Here is a 13,865-nt window from a genome sequence, read left to right as displayed (position 1 = left end):
ACCATTAGCCCGGAATCGTCATTCCACGGTCAAGCATGGCCTTCTTTGTGCATGCGACACCGCCATAAATGCCGAGCGGAATAGTCAGAGAACCCAGCATGACCATGCCGTTCGAAAAACCGAGCATCAGGCAAGTCGCAATGAGCGCGGGCGGGAACCATGAGATGCGCTTGAGGATACGAACGCGGCGGGGGTCACGGTAAGCAGACATTCCGAAAGTCTCCAAACGAGTGACAGTCATTTGTGACTGTATAAACGAGCTTGTCAGTGCCGACGGGCACTGAATAGATGACTTTCTTATAGCACATGCGGACCCATACCGTGAAAGATTTCTTCCGAAAATCGTGATTTCTTTCATATGGTTAGCCTACCATTGACCCTGAAAATGCAACATTTCAGGGGGTCAAAATGGCGGACGCAAATTCACTCGAAAACGAACTCAAAAGAGCGCAGGAACGCATCAAGCGGGAGAGGCTGGCAGTCCAAAAAATCAAGCGTGCGATGCTCCGCCGGGAGACTGCGGAAAAACGGAAAATCGAGGCTCAGGCCCTGTGTGCTCTGGGCCGGGGCGTTGTCGCGTTTTGTGAGGAAAACGGGAGCCCGGACGCGAGGACCGCTCTGGTGGATTTCCTGCTCTCGTATGTCAGCCGCCCGTCTGACCAAGATGCCATCACTTCCACACTCGGCGGCAAGCGGATTTCTGCGGCTTTCCGTGCGCCTGAGCCTGCCTTTCCACCTGTCGAAGTTGTGGGCTGAGAAGGAAGGAAAACGACATGCGATTCAATCTCGGATTTCTCACCGGCGCTGATGATATCTCTGCGTCACTCGGAGCACTAAAAAGACAGGTGACAAGCCCCATTTTTCGGTTGCGCACGCTCTGGCGTGGCGACCGCAAGAAAGTGCCTGTTTTCGGCACTATCGCGGACCCTGCGGAACGGTTCCGGGCTGTCGCGGATTTCTATGGCGTCCATGATGCTGAAATAGAGCGCCGGGTGCGTGTGACAGCGGCGTGCTTTTGGCTGGCTTTTTTGCCCTCTCTGGCCCTCGTCGTGGGCGCGGAGACATTCGCGATTTCGTACAATTACAGTGCCGCTCTGCTGTGTGCGTCCTGTGCGCTGGCGTGTGTGTCGCAAGCCATCAAATGCGGGCTTGCAAATTACCAGTTTCGCACGCGCTCCCTGCGGCCATTCAGGGACTACTGGCGCACCAATTTGCTGCCAAGGTTCAGGAGTGACAGGCCATGAAGAAAATCCTCTTCCTTGCTGCGCTCCTGCTCGTCTTCCCGGCGCTGGCTCATGCAACCACGCTTACACCTGATGAAGCGACATGCAGCGCATCAGGTTCTGTAATTACGCAAACTCTCGCCGTGCCCTGCGCTTCCGACTGGTGGCGTCAAAGCCTCGAACTCCTGTTCCCCGGCATCGGCCCGCTTTCGTCGTCCGGCACGTCACAAGCCGCTCAGGGTCTGTTTGCGGCGTCCGGGGCTTTCCTTGCCGTGCTCGCCTCCGTCGCTGTCGGGGCCCTCTCATGGCACGCGATTTCCGGAACTGTGGCAACCGCTCATGAAGGCACGGTCCTCGGCCAGAAATGGCACACAGTCTGGGCACCCCTGCGCCTGTGCTTCGGTTTCGGCCTGCTGGCCCCCACCGCAAAAGGCGTGTGTCTGGCGCAAATTCTGGTCATCTATGTCGCCCTGTATGGCGGAAGTCTGGGAAATCTCGTCTGGACTTCATACGCAACCGGGCTTGTCACGCCGACCCTGAACGCACCGCCCCTGCCTGCGACTGGCGCTCTGGTGCGTGATTTCACCGAGGCCGAATTGTGCCGTCAGGCGCTCACGGAAACAAACACAATGACGGGGCCACTGTTCAACCTGCCCGTGTCGATGCCTTCAGCGACGGTCGGCGGCACGACTGGCGAGAATATCTCCGTGTCTCTCGGCAACCTGTACAACGCAATCAGCGCCCGTTTTACTGGCGGCAACATGACCTCATCAGCGCAGCCGAACAGGCACATCGTAACGTGGGATTATGGCGTGTGCGGGCAGATTTCCGGGACGTTCGCAACCGGCTCCGGCGGCGATGCGAAGGCCACGCAGTTCGATGAAGCCCGGCTTGCGGCCATCGAAGAAGCGCGGGCATCCATCAGCACGGGCGTGACGGATTTCCTTGACTACCGGACGAACGCGGCGGCTCATCAGGGCGATATTGCTGGCGGGATTCCGCAGGTCTCCGGCGCTGCATTTACGAAATCAGTCAGTGACGCAAAATCCGCTCTGGATACCGAATTCACGGCGGCGGCGCAGGTTCTCGTTGATGTGCAGGGCGGGTCTGACAGTGCCGTGGCCTCGTTCCTGAACGACACCAATAAATATGGATGGATGACCGCCGGGGTGTTTTATATGTCCACGGCCCGGCTTCAGTCTGCTGCGTCATCGCTGGCGTCCGATATCCCACAAGTCTCTCTCCCGCCCATGGCCGACACGGACAAGACGGGGCATATCGACCTGAAAACGTGGGGATACGCGGGCGATTACGTCAAAGCTGGTGAAGCTGTCCTTCAGCCGTTGACGGTCCAGTGGAACGCCTCGGATGACACTGCGGACCTGCGGAATGCCGCCCTTGCTGGTAGCACTCAGGGCAGCACGGCAAGCCTGCATGGTGTCCAGAAATGGCTGTTTTCCAAGATTTTCAGCCTCGGCGATAAATATCTCGTCGGCATCAATCCGGCCAACGGGTCGCCAATTCAGCAACTGGCGGACTTCGGGAATGACCTTCTGAACCTGATTTCTCTAGTTGTCCTCGGCGGCGCGGCGGCGGGCACGATGCTGGGCGGGCCTGCTGGTGCTGCGGCTCTGGCTGGCGCTGTCGCATCGGGGCCGTTGTCATGGCTTGGGATTATTGTTGGGATGTTGCTTCTGGTCGGCATTGAGCACGCTTATCTAATCCCGATGCTGCCGTTCATCGAGTTTACTTTCGCTGCTATCGGGATTCTGATTACGGTTGCCGAAGCTTTCGTTGTGCTGCCGGTCTGGGCTTTCCAGCACATCAGGCTGGATGGCGGCGAGTTCGTGAATCAGGAACAGCGCTCTGGTTATCTGCTGCTACTGTCCCTGTTTTTGCGGATTCCGCTCACTATTTTCGGTCTCGTCCTGTCTCTGTCCGTGATGGACGCGGGGGTCTGGCTCGTGTCTCGGACGTTCTCTGTCGCCGCTCTGTCAGGGACTGCGGACAGTGGAGCCGGGCCGATTGGAGCCGTAGTCATGCTCGTCATTGAAGCGTGGATGACATGGAAAATCACGACTGCAAGCCTGCGCCTGATGACGACGACGCCAGAACTGGCGGCGCGGATGCTGGGCTGGACGATGGATTCACTGCGGACTGATGGCCCGTCTCACTTTATCGGCGGTGTCGTATCCAAAACTACGGGCGGCGTCGGGCAGTCCGCTGCGAAAGCAGGCCAGAAGGCTGGCGAGAAAGAGACGAAGGCCCCTGACGCCGGGGGCAGCATGGCGGGACAGGCTGGCGGTGATATCGCGCCGACTACCGAAAAGCCCGCATCCTGACCTGTGCCACGCGGGGCGGTTCGCTGCTCTGCCGGGTGCCCTTGCGAACCGGTCGCCCTGGTCGATTAGACCAAGGCGGGCCGGTGAGCCGATACCGTGATGATGCTGGTATCATCACGGTATCGGCTCCCCCACAAAATGACGATTTCCCATACGGATGCCCGGCCTGCGAGGGTACAATTTCCTTAGGAAAACCAAGGAAAAAAGGGCCGTCATGACCCAAAAATACAAAATGAAGGCCGCACGCGGACGCCCCCTGACATCACGGGTTCGGAAGCCGAAAAATCTGTTCGATGCCGCGACCGGAAGTTATGTCCTCGCGCCGTATGCGCCCCTGACCGCCCGGCGCATTCTGGTCGGGCCTGATGCACTGGCTCGGATTGAGTCCGTCGCTCCCGGTGATTTCTATGCAGAGCAGCCGGGCGACATCTGGTTTGAGTTCCCGTCTGAGAAGACCGCGCTCCTGCTCGTCCAGTGCCGCGCTTCAACAGGTGAAAGCTGGATTGCACCGCGCCTGTTTCACACCACTAGCGCGGGTGACATCGGACTGATGGCCGACCAGATTGCCATCAAGCCGGGCGGTGGGCTGTCGGCTGCAAGCACGGAAGCCACATGGCGGGCGGGAGCATTAGACAGGGCGGCCATGGTGGCGAGAACGCGCCAGCTTCTGCGAGCCATGGCGGACCCGTCACAATTCATGACTGTTCAGCGGCCCGGCGGCTGGGGGGAAATCGTATGCTTGACGCATTGAAAACCGGCCCGCTGCCGCTGCTGTATCCGTGCGCCATGCCCGGCATGGTCGAGGCCGTCCAGAAGGCAGCCCGGATGACATCGGCATCTCGGACATTCGACCGTGAAGCCGTGGGCAGGCTGCGGGCAACGGGTCGGCAGCGGCATGAATGGCGGATTCCCGCCGGGTCCGGGGTGCTGTATCTCGAAATTTGGGCAGACGATGTGATGTGCAGGCCGCACGACATCGGGGTTCTGTTCCATCGCGATTCAGGTGATTGCGCTGTCAGTGTCGGCAAAGGCTGGCCCGGCGATGACCCGGAAGTCCTGCCCTGCCTGTTGTCCCTGTTCCCCGGCGGTCAGGTGGACATGAAGGCACCACGGGCCGTCAGGGCAGCGGTCGAGCGGACAGCCCGCGACCTGATTGCGGACGTGCTGCGGGCTCTGGATGCAGTAGCGCGGGAAGAGGATGGGGAAGACCTGCCGCCGGAAGAAGAGGACTTTCCTGCGGAACTAGACGAACTGGCTGACCTGCTGTCGTAGGCTCAGGCGGTAGCGTTATCCCCGCATTCCAGCCATCGCATGATGGCCGTAGCGAAGCGGAGCGGCATTTCAACAGGTGGAAGGCGGCTTCATGGTCGAGCCAGGGAGCCTGTTGAAATGCTGTGTGTATGCGGGGATAACGTGGTCAGGATTGACTGCCGAATCCTGCTTCCAAAATTCTTTCTACTGTCTGCAAGGGGAGTGGCAGGCCATCACTGGCACTTCTGGCGGGCTCAAACACTTTGTACATTCGAATATAGCGTCCGAGAGAGGTCGATGAGTGACTGTTCACGGAGCGTCCCTTAAACCGGGAAAAGCGGCCTAGCTTATCAACCAAGATTCTAACTACGCCGATATGGTTGTAGTCACTGTTTCCGTCAAAGCCTGTGAACAGTTTTCCGGACTCAATATAGGGGAAGCGCTCTGCCAGCCTCTTCCGGTCCTGCGGCGAAAACTTCTCAATGCTCGACTCAAGAAAGTCGCACATATCAAGGATATTGACCACTTCGGTTACAACCTCGCGCGGGCATGTCTCCTGAGGAAATGGCCCAGAGTAAGCAAAAGGAATGGCCCAGTAGTCGCCGCCAGCCATTGCTTCGATAATATATGCCGGGTCGATTTCAGGCTTTTTCACAACAGACTTCATGACTTCTGCAAGCATGAAGGTGATGAGCTTTTCTCCGTCTGTGAAGCGGGGCGCATCAGAAGCGTGGGCTTTCAACCCGGTTTCGACTAGCGCTCTGATGGCTTCTGCTCTGGATGGCTCACTAGGCTGAGAGAACCGCCAAGCATCCACTTTTGCAAGGAATGCTTCATCAAGACGGAGTTCAAAACGTTCTGATTTTGGGGGCATTTGAAACCTACGGTGTTATTACGTACGTGTACGGTACTCGTACGTAATAATAAGAGTCAAACTTTTTCTGCCTAAAAAACTGTCTGCTCTTTTCCGGCTGTCTGACCGCTCTGGTAATAAAACAGTGCGATATCGTTCATGGCGCGCTCCTGACTATCCAGATAGCGCCGGGTTTCTGCCTGCTCTTGTGTTAGCTCTGGCTCTGCGCTCAAGGACATAAGTTCGTCCAAGCCGATAGGGCGAATGGCATGATTCAGGGCCGCAAGGAACTCGGCATCGTCAAGGTCAAGTTTTTTCATCAGTTCGTCGTGCGCTCTAATTAGATTCACAATCACCCGGACCCGCCCCTCATCGGCCGCGTACTTACGGACAACCGGCGCAAAGTAAACACGTTCTGACCACACGACATAGTGCCTTGCGGCCAATACATCCCTTGCGAACCAATCCGCCGGAACCTCCCCTTTAATAAGCCGGACGCGCCCGATACGTGCATCAAGGTTTGGCTTCACCTGCCTTTTCTGTTCAATCACTTTTTCTACTGGCTTTTCTCCTCTGCGGGCCTCCACTATTTTTTTCATCAGTTCGACCGCGTCCCTGACAGCCCGCTTGAACCCCCTTGTTTCCTCGCCCCTTGAGTTCAGGTCTTCGTAATACTCCTCGTGAATCTCAATGATGTTCCTCCCCCTTGCCGTGACGAATTTTCCGTCTGTCGTTTCGACAACCCGGATGGTTTGCGGCCTTCTCCACCGGCCGCCACCGGATGACGATGTTGATACAACTTGAATGATGTTTCCGTTGTCGAGTTTGCATGTTCCGTAAACCGTCGCCATTGGTGGCCTCCTGTGTTTATGTTTTGTTCCGTGTGATTGCGTCAGGCTGCCTGCCGGGATTCCAGCGCCGCCATCATTACGTTCGCCCTGCGCAGGCGCTCTTTGTCTTCCGGCTTCTTGAAATCGAAATCATCAAGCACCGTCTCCCGCCCCTGTGCGGCCCGCTGTGCCACGCCCCGGCTGACGTTAAAAAGCCGCTGGATTTCCGTGATGGATTTGCCCTCGGCTTTCATCTGGCGTGCGTGCTCCCTCTGGCGGGCTGTCAGGGTCGGCCTGCGTCCTCCACCAACCCCCTGACGGCCTGCTGATGCTCGCTTCTCGCGTGCGTCTTCCAGCCCTGCCGCCTGCCGCTCTGCCCGGAGTTCCGTTTCCAGTTCCGCGACGGCGAGCAATGCTGAGAACAGGAACCGGCCTTCCGTTGTCCGAGTGTCCACACCGCCGGTTATCGTCGTGATGTGCGCGTCATGGTCAGCCCGAAGCCTCGCGGCAATCTGGGCGCACTCAAGAAAGGACCGGCCCAGCCTGTCCACTTTCCAGCACGTCACCGTGTCGCCCGGCTGGATTGCGGACAGGAGCGCATTCAGGCCGGGCCGGTCCACGATGCGTCCGGACGATTTGTCCTGAAAAATCCTGTCTTTCGGGATTCCTGCTGCGCGCAGGGCTTTCACCTGCGGCGCGATATTCTGGCGCGGCGTGGAGACGCGGGCGTATCCGTAGACAGTCATCAGTCAGCCCTCACGAACCCGACATGAAAGCCACTCCCTTCGTCGTCCGTGTAGAGTGCGATTTGCCGCGCCTCTCTCCTCTCCGCCCGGCTCCGCAGTTCCTCCTCTCTCTGCAAAGCCACGAAATCCAGCATGTCCGCGTCAAGGTCGAGATTGAAATCCGCAATGGCGTCGTCTCGAAGTCTCCCGGCAGCTTCCATCCGCTCGGTAATGCCGTCTGCGTTATAAGCCATAAATCCCCCTGAAGTTGCGGTACAGAAAACGATACGCCAGACGACAAATTCCCTCTGACTTGATACCATTATACCAAATTCTATAGAATTTGGTACGATTGCATCAAATTAGCCCCGATATTTATTTTAGGTCTTCATTCATTTTATTGTTGAAACTTGCATCTCTAGTTGTTCTCGCACTTATCCACACCCTGCGGGTCCGGATGTGCTCGAAGGGATGGCCGGGGTCTGCCTGCGGCCTCACCCGTCCATCAGGCTGCACGATTACGGCGGATGGGTGGGAGTCCAAGGTCCGCAAGAGATGGCCGGACTTTTGCCGAGCGAAGGCCCTGCGGTTGCTCTGGGCCGGTGTTTTCGGTCCTAAGGTGGGCAGGTCCATCATTGGGGGCTTTCGCCTGCTCACGGGCTTTCTCGGCCTCCTGAGCGGCAATCCGGGAGGCGTATTCCGCCCTCTGGTCTTCGATTGCCTGTCTCCATGCGGCCTCTTCGTCCACCGGGTCGGCCTGCGGGGCTGGCTTCGGCTCTGGCTCTGGCTTCGGGGCGCGCGGCGTCAAGGTCAGGCGTGCGGACCGGGCGGCCTTGGCGGGTGCTGGCGGATTCAGCGTGTCGGCAAGAAGACGGGCGGCCTGTGCCTGCCAGCCGGCCACCATTTCCGGCGAGATTCCGCCATTGTCGCCGTCCTGCGGGGTGCCCAGACCACGGATGCGGCGGACAGATGACAGGAACCTGTGTGTGCGCCTCGCGCTCTCGATGACCTCCTTCATACTCAATCTGACTGCGGTTGATGTCAGCGGGCGCTCCAGGACGGCTCTGGTGACTCCCGGAAGGTATCCAGCGGCGGTGTTCAGGGCCTCGGCGACACGATGGGGATTTGTCCCCATCAGGTGAATGACGGCAGAGGGATGGATGACAGGAATAGGGTTTACGGAGATACCATAAGACGGTGTAGACGTCAGGCCAGTCAGCCATTCTGCCAGTGCCTGCCGGGTGTCATCGCTCTGGCGGCGCAGGACCACGGCAAGGCCGTCATCGGCAAGATACCGGGCGCGGCGAATATCTTCCGACAGGTCACATGATGCCAACGCATCGGGATTCAGGTCCACGGCGTCCGGATGCGCGATGACAACATTTGTTCTCACCTCGAAACCATCTGAGCGGTGATTCACCAGTGCGCGGGCATGAGGCTGATAGTCACCAGTTCGCGCACCTCTGGTGCCCTTAGCGACCAGTTCGATGCCCTGACCGACGAATTTTGACCTCAAGCCGCCCCGGTTCAGGTCAGCGCGGAACCTGCGGAAATCTCCGCGCGGATTGTAGAAATCGCTTCCAACCGTCTGCCGGTGATATTCAGCCAGTGCCTCCGGGTCCAGTTCGTCCGGCTCGCCGTCCTCGGCTTTCGTTTTCCCTGATGCGTACCATGCGGCCCATTCCGCATCTTCATCATCGTACTGGTCGAGTTCCGGCACATAGATGGTGAAACCACGGGCGCGGAAATGGTTTTCCAGACGTTCCCGGGCGAACTTCCAATCCTCAACCGAAAGCCCGGCCCGGTTGATATCAATGCCAACGTGATAATGACGTTTCACAATCCACCCGCCATCGGCGAACACGTCATGAGTGCCGATATACAACGGAAGGATAATGCCGCGCAGGATTCTGATTCTGTGCTCTGCGTCGTACAGTGCCGCCGCCAGAGCGCTGTAGACGCGCCCGCCATCCTCCCGCAAATCGCCGACATCGTGCACGCCTGACGGGTGCGTCCGGTGGCCCACTGCTGTCAGCCTGAGCAGGACATGCTTGTGATTCCGGCGCTCTGCCCGGCGCTCGGTCATGTACGTTTTGAACTCTTTGCGCCAGAACTGCGCGTCAGTGTTCCTGACGGTCTGGAACAGCCGGGAACGTCTGAGTAATGCCGCCGCCGGGATGCGTGATGGGCACATCGTGACGGATGCGATGTCATGCAGGCTGGCCGGATTTCCGAACAAGTCGAGGTCTGTGGCCCGAAGAATCTTTGCGGCAAGCCCCACGTCCTGCTGTAATACCTCATCCCGGCCTGCCACAGCATCGGCGTCGGGCATGGGCAGACGGAGCCGTTCCCGGTCCTCTACGTCCTCCCAAAACTGCCGCCTGTCGCCAACCATAAAAAAAACACCCACCGTCTGCGCGATGAGTGTTGAAATCCGGGGCTGTGACCGGGTAACTTAACTCATCGCGTGTCGTTGCGAACTAAGCCCGTTTCCCGGTCACTGCCTCTGCAAAAGGCTATCGGGGGCGGGCTTTTCTATATTGAACAGTTTCAGGGTGGCGGATTTCAACGTTCCTGAACTGTTCCGCTGCTTTTTCCATGATTTCCGGGGTAGCAGGTCAGCCAGGGCGATTAGCCCTAGCCTGACCCTGCGGGCCAACATTGGACTGCACTTGGTAGTCCCGGCTTGCCTGTAGCCGCTCGACTACCTCAAAAACGAGAGTTTCCCGCAATTCAAGTGCCGCTTCCGGTCTCCAGTAAAAATGGGCCAGACTGACCGGTACCCATTCGGCTTCTTCAATCGGACCGGCTCCGACAAGAGGCGCCTCAATATGCCGACCATCGAGCACCCCGGCCCACGAACCTTCAAGCAGTGCAAACCCGTTGTGGGTCGCTAGCATCTTTCCGGCTATCGTGATTTCGTTAGTCTCCACTGAAAACGAAAACTCTTCTTCGTGTCCTTCACCAATGGGGAACGGGTCCGATAGATTGAGAGGCGTGCCGTCTTGGCGGACAATGCCCCAGATTCTGGACTTGCCTGTCCCGCTTGTCGGGCGGTCATAGATATCGTCGTACTGGTTGGTGGGTGTGCTCATGATACATCTCTCCCATTGCCCGCCATGACAACACGGCGGGATTGCTTGTTGCTCTGGTGTTTGGGTGGTTGCGCCAGTCAGGCGGCCCGCTTGCGTGCGGCCTGCTCAACCTTCGTTGGGCGACCACGGCGGCGGGAGACGCGGGCAAACCCGGACGCCATGTCATCAAGCCATTTTTCGAGGTCGGCAGGGCGATAGACGACGCGGCGTCCGATGCGCAGGAATGCCGGGCCGGGAGGAATGGGCATGTCCTTGGAAGACCGGCGGCGGGGGCCGTTGGTGCGCAGGCGATACAGGTAATCAGCGCTCAACCCGAGGCGGGCGGCGGCTTGCTTCTCATCAATGAGGATGGGGGGCGTAATTGATGCGGTGGCGGTCATGATGACGCACGTCTCCCGTTAACCGGGCCTGTGCAGGGCGGGCTTGGTTGGCCGTCGCACTGTCGGGCTGTCAGTGGCAGAGGTACTTCCTCCGCCGCCCTAAGCGCCTCTCTCACCCCGCTGCCGCTCATGGGGCACGTATGGGCATCCTTGATGCCGCTGAGTGAGTACCGGTCTCCTAGTGTATCTAGTCCTTGCACAGGCTCGGCGGGATGCGTTTAACATCAGCCGCGTTCGATACCCTCTTTCGTTGGCACAATTCGGCACAGGCTGTCAAGTCGGGTGAATACCCCCCTCTATCTGTGCCATTCCTTGTGCCATTTTGTGCCAATCGAAGTCCGATTTGTGCCAATTCCAGCCGATTCATGCCACCATGTGCCGACAATAAGTCATTGATAATAAAAGAAATGGCAGTTTTCTGCGGGTAAAATCACGGACTGTAAATCCGCTGGCGTACGCCTACGTTGGTTCGAATCCAACTCTCTCCACCAGGTCAGCTCATTCTTTAAAATCAGTGTCCTTTAGCTGCCTTTCCGGACATCCCGGACAGGAACGGCTTGTCGGGCACCTGTCTGACGTGACAGATGCCCGAAGTGGCTTATCCGATCCGGACAAGCTTGCGGTTGATGAATTCCTCGATGCCGAGGAAGGACAGTTCCCGTCCGAAGCCGGAGTTCTTGATCCCGCCGAAGGGGAGTTCCGGTGCGGCGGCAGTGGCCGTGTTGATGAAGACCATGCCGGTCTCGACCTGCTCGGCGACCTTTTCCGCGCGCGCGATATCCCGTGAGAAAACCGCACCCCCAAGCCCGTAAGGCGAATCATTGGCCAGGTCGATCGCGGCCTGCTCGGAGGCGACCTTGTGGACAACCGCCACCGGGCCGAAGATCTCCTGATAAAAGACTGGATTGTCCTTTGACACATCCGTCAGGATGGTCGGCTCCATGAAGAACCCCTTGCGGTCCATCCGCTTGCCGCCGGCCACAAGCGTCGCGCCGCCCTTGACCGCTTCCGCCGTCTGATCGAGCGCCAGTTCCATTGCCCGCAGACTGCTCATCGGACCATGAGTCGTCCCTTCGTCGAGCGGGTTCCCGATCCGGAAACGGGTGATGGCGGCTTTGAGCCCATCGAGAAAGGCATCGTAAACCTTCTCATGCACGATCATGCGCTTGGCCGCAGTGCAGACCTGTCCGTTATTGGCAAACCGTCCCCAGACGGCCCATTTTATGGCCAGCTCAAGATCGGCATCATCAAGCACAATGAACGCATCGCTGCCGCCCAGTTCCATCGTGTCCTTCTTGAGCGCAGCCCCCGCCTGAGCCGCCACGGCCTGACCGGCGCGTTCACTTCCCGTCAGTGCCACGCCATGGATCCGCTCATCTTTGATGAGTTCTGCGGACTGGTCATTATCCAGAAAAATATTGGCATAGGCCCCGACGGGCGCGCCTGCGTCGTGAAACAGTTTCTCAAACGCCAGGGCGCATTGCGGCACGTTGGGGGCATGTTTGGCAATGACGACATTGCCCGCCATGAGATTGGGGCCCGCGACACGCGCCAGCTGGTAATACGGGAAATTCCAGGGCTCGATACAGTAAATGATCCCGAGCGGCTGGTTGATGATTTTCGCCTGGCCGGTCTTCACCTTGAGAGGCGTGGGAGCAAGAAACTCTTCCGCGCCGTTTGCATAGAACGACAGGATATCAGCCGTAACGTCGATTTCCTCAAGCGCGTCGGGCAGGGCCTTGCCCATTTCCGTGGCGATCAGGCTGGCATGATGCTGCCGGTCCCGGCGCAGTAGATCAGCGGCTCTGGACACGATCTCCTTGCGTTGGGCAATGCTCCGCAGCTTCCAGTCCGTCTTCCAGACATGCTCGGCACGGTCCGTGATGTCCTTCATCTGCGCCGGCGTGTGCAGGTCAAAGCTGCGTTCGACGGTTTCCGTCGTTGGATTAAGAGTCTGATAGACGATCATGTCGGCTTTTCCTTTCCATGAAATAACTGGAACTGTAGCCAGGCGCTTCTTCACTAATACGTGTGGTCAGGGCAAAGAAAGCAGGTGATCAGGCCGGGTTTAAAACAGGAAAATGTTCTCTGTCCTGTCATTCAGGATTGTCCCGTTGACTTTGCCGCGCAAGAACGCACATAAACCGCCATTAGTGTCAGGAATGATACCATGCCGCGAACACGTCACACGACCCTCAACTGTAGTCCGGGCTGCACAGTCGAAGCCACGCTCGAACTGTTCGGCGGGAAGTGGAAAGCCCTGATCCTGTATCATCTGTTCGAAGAACCGGTGCTGCGTTTCGGAGAATTCCGCCACCGCCTGCCCAATGTCACGCAGCGCATGCTGACCAACCAGCTTCGTGAACTGGAAGCGGATGGTCTCGTTTCCCGGACCGTGTTCCCGGTCGTCCCCCCGCATGTCGAATACCGGCTGACGGATCTGGGAAAGACCCTGAAACCCGTCATCCAGGCCCTCAAGACATGGGGGGACCAGTATGCCCATTCCGCCGAAAGAGAAAAAAGACTGAAACAGGATCAGTCTGCGCAAATCACGGCATGAACCGGTAGATTTCTGCGGCAACTGCCGGATGTAGTTCCCAAATAATCTTACCTGGGACGATCAGGATGAATTTACTTCCTGCCCACGCAGATGCGCCGTCATTCTGGATTCCGGTTTTTATTGCCTGAAGACAGGAGACACCCTATGCCACTCATCCGCTTTGACCTGCTGGAAGGCCGTTCCGAAACGGAACTGGCCGCAATCCTCGATACGGCCCATCAGGCCGTCCTCGACGCGTTTCATGTGCCACCCCGTGACCGCTACCAGATTGTTTACGAACACAGGAAAAGCCGGGTGCGGATCGAGGATACGGGGCTGGGCATCCCCCGCACCGATGACGTCATGATCCTCTCGATTACGACGCGCCCGCGCAGCGTGGAGGAAAAGACCGCCTTCTTCCGTATCCTGACCGAATCACTGTCCGAAAAATGCGGCATCGCCCCCAGCGACGTGATGGTGAATTACGTCGAAAACACCGATGCCGACTGGTCCTTCGGCAATGGAGAAGCCCAGTTCCTGAACGGAAAGCTGGGCACGCCCAAAGCGTCCTGACCGGAACGCTATGATCCGTAATCCGGACGGAAAAACCCGTCCGGATCTGCCGGA

Annotated in this window: 16 protein-coding genes; 7 read left to right on the top strand and 9 right to left on the bottom strand. The window is 58.3% G+C overall.

Going from position 1 to position 13,865, the window contains the following annotated elements:
* Positions 1 to 4 precede the first annotated feature (4 nt).
* Positions 5 to 211: a hypothetical protein gene (locus HKD27_RS04175; protein ID WP_194688770.1), complete on the bottom strand. Its 207-nt coding sequence runs from the start codon at positions 209 to 211 to the stop codon at positions 5 to 7.
* Positions 212 to 408: 197 nt separating this feature from the next.
* Between HKD27_RS04175 and HKD27_RS04170 the strand changes: the two genes are divergently transcribed.
* The 5 genes from HKD27_RS04170 (at position 409) to HKD27_RS04150 (ending at position 4,837) form a co-directional block, all read left to right on the top strand.
* Positions 409 to 756, top strand: coding sequence for a hypothetical protein (locus HKD27_RS04170; protein WP_194688771.1), 348 nt, complete (start codon positions 409 to 411; stop codon positions 754 to 756).
* An 89-nt stretch (positions 757 to 845) separates the two neighbouring features.
* Positions 846 to 1,244: a hypothetical protein gene (locus HKD27_RS04165; protein ID WP_194688772.1), complete on the top strand. Its 399-nt coding sequence runs from the start codon at positions 846 to 848 to the stop codon at positions 1,242 to 1,244.
* The gene (locus tag HKD27_RS04160) at positions 1,241 to 3,565 is read left to right on the top strand and encodes a DotA/TraY family protein (protein WP_194688773.1); all 2,325 of its coding nucleotides are present in this window, start codon (positions 1,241 to 1,243) and stop codon (positions 3,563 to 3,565) included. Before HKD27_RS04165 ends, HKD27_RS04160 begins: the two co-directional genes overlap by 4 nt.
* Before the next feature lie 214 nt (positions 3,566 to 3,779).
* Positions 3,780 to 4,316, top strand: a complete 537-nt coding sequence (locus tag HKD27_RS04155; protein ID WP_194688774.1) for a hypothetical protein — start codon at positions 3,780 to 3,782, stop codon at positions 4,314 to 4,316.
* Positions 4,301 to 4,837, top strand: coding sequence for a hypothetical protein (locus HKD27_RS04150; protein ID WP_194688775.1), 537 nt, complete (start codon positions 4,301 to 4,303; stop codon positions 4,835 to 4,837). The genes HKD27_RS04155 and HKD27_RS04150 overlap by 16 nt, the downstream gene beginning before the upstream one ends.
* Positions 4,838 to 4,982: 145 nt before the next feature.
* Here HKD27_RS04150 and HKD27_RS04145 read toward each other — a convergent pair whose 3' ends face one another.
* The 8 genes from HKD27_RS04145 to HKD27_RS04110 all read right to left on the bottom strand — a co-directional run bounded on the left by HKD27_RS04145 (position 4,983) and on the right by HKD27_RS04110 (position 12,668).
* Positions 4,983 to 5,690, bottom strand: a complete 708-nt coding sequence (locus HKD27_RS04145) for a YfbU family protein (RefSeq protein WP_194688776.1) — start codon at positions 5,688 to 5,690, stop codon at positions 4,983 to 4,985.
* Positions 5,691 to 5,761: 71 nt separating this feature from the next.
* The gene (locus HKD27_RS04140) at positions 5,762 to 6,520 is read right to left on the bottom strand and encodes a hypothetical protein (RefSeq protein ID WP_194688777.1); all 759 of its coding nucleotides are present in this window, start codon (positions 6,518 to 6,520) and stop codon (positions 5,762 to 5,764) included.
* 41 nt (positions 6,521 to 6,561) lie between these two features.
* Positions 6,562 to 7,245, bottom strand: a complete 684-nt coding sequence (locus HKD27_RS04135; protein WP_194688778.1) for a recombinase family protein — start codon at positions 7,243 to 7,245, stop codon at positions 6,562 to 6,564.
* On the bottom strand, positions 7,245 to 7,478 hold the full coding sequence (locus HKD27_RS04130) for a hypothetical protein (RefSeq protein ID WP_194688779.1): 234 nt from the start codon (positions 7,476 to 7,478) through the stop codon (positions 7,245 to 7,247). Before HKD27_RS04130 ends, HKD27_RS04135 begins: the two co-directional genes overlap by 1 nt.
* Positions 7,479 to 7,729: 251 nt before the next feature.
* Positions 7,730 to 9,556, bottom strand: a complete 1,827-nt coding sequence (locus tag HKD27_RS04125) for a hypothetical protein (protein WP_194688780.1) — start codon at positions 9,554 to 9,556, stop codon at positions 7,730 to 7,732.
* A gap of 286 nt (positions 9,557 to 9,842) precedes the next feature.
* The gene (locus tag HKD27_RS04120; RefSeq protein ID WP_194688781.1) at positions 9,843 to 10,319 is read right to left on the bottom strand and encodes a hypothetical protein; all 477 of its coding nucleotides are present in this window, start codon (positions 10,317 to 10,319) and stop codon (positions 9,843 to 9,845) included.
* A 77-nt stretch (positions 10,320 to 10,396) separates the two neighbouring features.
* A complete protein-coding gene (locus tag HKD27_RS04115; RefSeq protein ID WP_194688782.1) occupies positions 10,397 to 10,699 on the bottom strand; it encodes an AlpA family transcriptional regulator in 303 nt (100 codons plus the stop codon).
* A gap of 598 nt (positions 10,700 to 11,297) precedes the next feature.
* Entirely contained in the window at positions 11,298 to 12,668 is a 1,371-nt protein-coding gene (locus HKD27_RS04110) for an NAD-dependent succinate-semialdehyde dehydrogenase (protein WP_194688783.1), read from the bottom strand.
* A 201-nt stretch (positions 12,669 to 12,869) separates the two neighbouring features.
* On the opposite strand from HKD27_RS04110, the gene HKD27_RS04105 reads away from it, so the two are divergent.
* Positions 12,870 to 13,259, top strand: coding sequence for a helix-turn-helix domain-containing protein (locus HKD27_RS04105; protein WP_062457941.1), 390 nt, complete (start codon positions 12,870 to 12,872; stop codon positions 13,257 to 13,259).
* 144 nt (positions 13,260 to 13,403) lie between these two features.
* The gene (locus HKD27_RS04100) at positions 13,404 to 13,811 is read left to right on the top strand and encodes a tautomerase family protein (protein ID WP_194688784.1); all 408 of its coding nucleotides are present in this window, start codon (positions 13,404 to 13,406) and stop codon (positions 13,809 to 13,811) included.
* Positions 13,812 to 13,865 lie beyond the last annotated feature (54 nt).

The organism is Gluconobacter sp. R75690 (genome assembly GCF_015244525.1).
Classification (GTDB): Bacteria; Pseudomonadota; Alphaproteobacteria; order Acetobacterales; family Acetobacteraceae; genus Gluconobacter; species Gluconobacter potus.
This window is presented reverse-complemented; position numbering and strand designations above follow the sequence as displayed.

Bases quoted from the DNA above. Each gene is read 5' to 3' on its own strand.
- HKD27_RS04175 (WP_194688770.1), bottom strand. From the start codon at position 211: ATGTCTGCTTACCGTGACCCCCGCCGCGTTCGTATCCTCAAGCGCATC.
- HKD27_RS04170 (WP_194688771.1), top strand. From the start codon at position 409: ATGGCGGACGCAAATTCACTCGAAAACGAACTCAAAAGAGCGCAGGAA.
- HKD27_RS04160 (WP_194688773.1), top strand. From the start codon at position 1,241: ATGAAGAAAATCCTCTTCCTTGCTGCGCTCCTGCTCGTCTTCCCGGCG.
- HKD27_RS04155 (WP_194688774.1), top strand. From the start codon at position 3,780: ATGACCCAAAAATACAAAATGAAGGCCGCACGCGGACGCCCCCTGACA.
- HKD27_RS04150 (WP_194688775.1), top strand. From the start codon at position 4,301: ATGCTTGACGCATTGAAAACCGGCCCGCTGCCGCTGCTGTATCCGTGC.
- HKD27_RS04145 (WP_194688776.1), bottom strand. From the start codon at position 5,690: ATGCCCCCAAAATCAGAACGTTTTGAACTCCGTCTTGATGAAGCATTC.
- HKD27_RS04140 (WP_194688777.1), bottom strand. From the start codon at position 6,520: ATGGCGACGGTTTACGGAACATGCAAACTCGACAACGGAAACATCATT.
- HKD27_RS04135 (WP_194688778.1), bottom strand. From the start codon at position 7,245: ATGACTGTCTACGGATACGCCCGCGTCTCCACGCCGCGCCAGAATATC.
- HKD27_RS04130 (WP_194688779.1), bottom strand. From the start codon at position 7,478: ATGGCTTATAACGCAGACGGCATTACCGAGCGGATGGAAGCTGCCGGG.
- HKD27_RS04125 (WP_194688780.1), bottom strand. From the start codon at position 9,556: ATGCCCGACGCCGATGCTGTGGCAGGCCGGGATGAGGTATTACAGCAG.
- HKD27_RS04120 (WP_194688781.1), bottom strand. From the start codon at position 10,319: ATGAGCACACCCACCAACCAGTACGACGATATCTATGACCGCCCGACA.
- HKD27_RS04115 (WP_194688782.1), bottom strand. From the start codon at position 10,699: ATGACCGCCACCGCATCAATTACGCCCCCCATCCTCATTGATGAGAAG.
- HKD27_RS04110 (WP_194688783.1), bottom strand. From the start codon at position 12,668: ATGATCGTCTATCAGACTCTTAATCCAACGACGGAAACCGTCGAACGC.
- HKD27_RS04105 (WP_062457941.1), top strand. From the start codon at position 12,870: ATGCCGCGAACACGTCACACGACCCTCAACTGTAGTCCGGGCTGCACA.
- HKD27_RS04100 (WP_194688784.1), top strand. From the start codon at position 13,404: ATGCCACTCATCCGCTTTGACCTGCTGGAAGGCCGTTCCGAAACGGAA.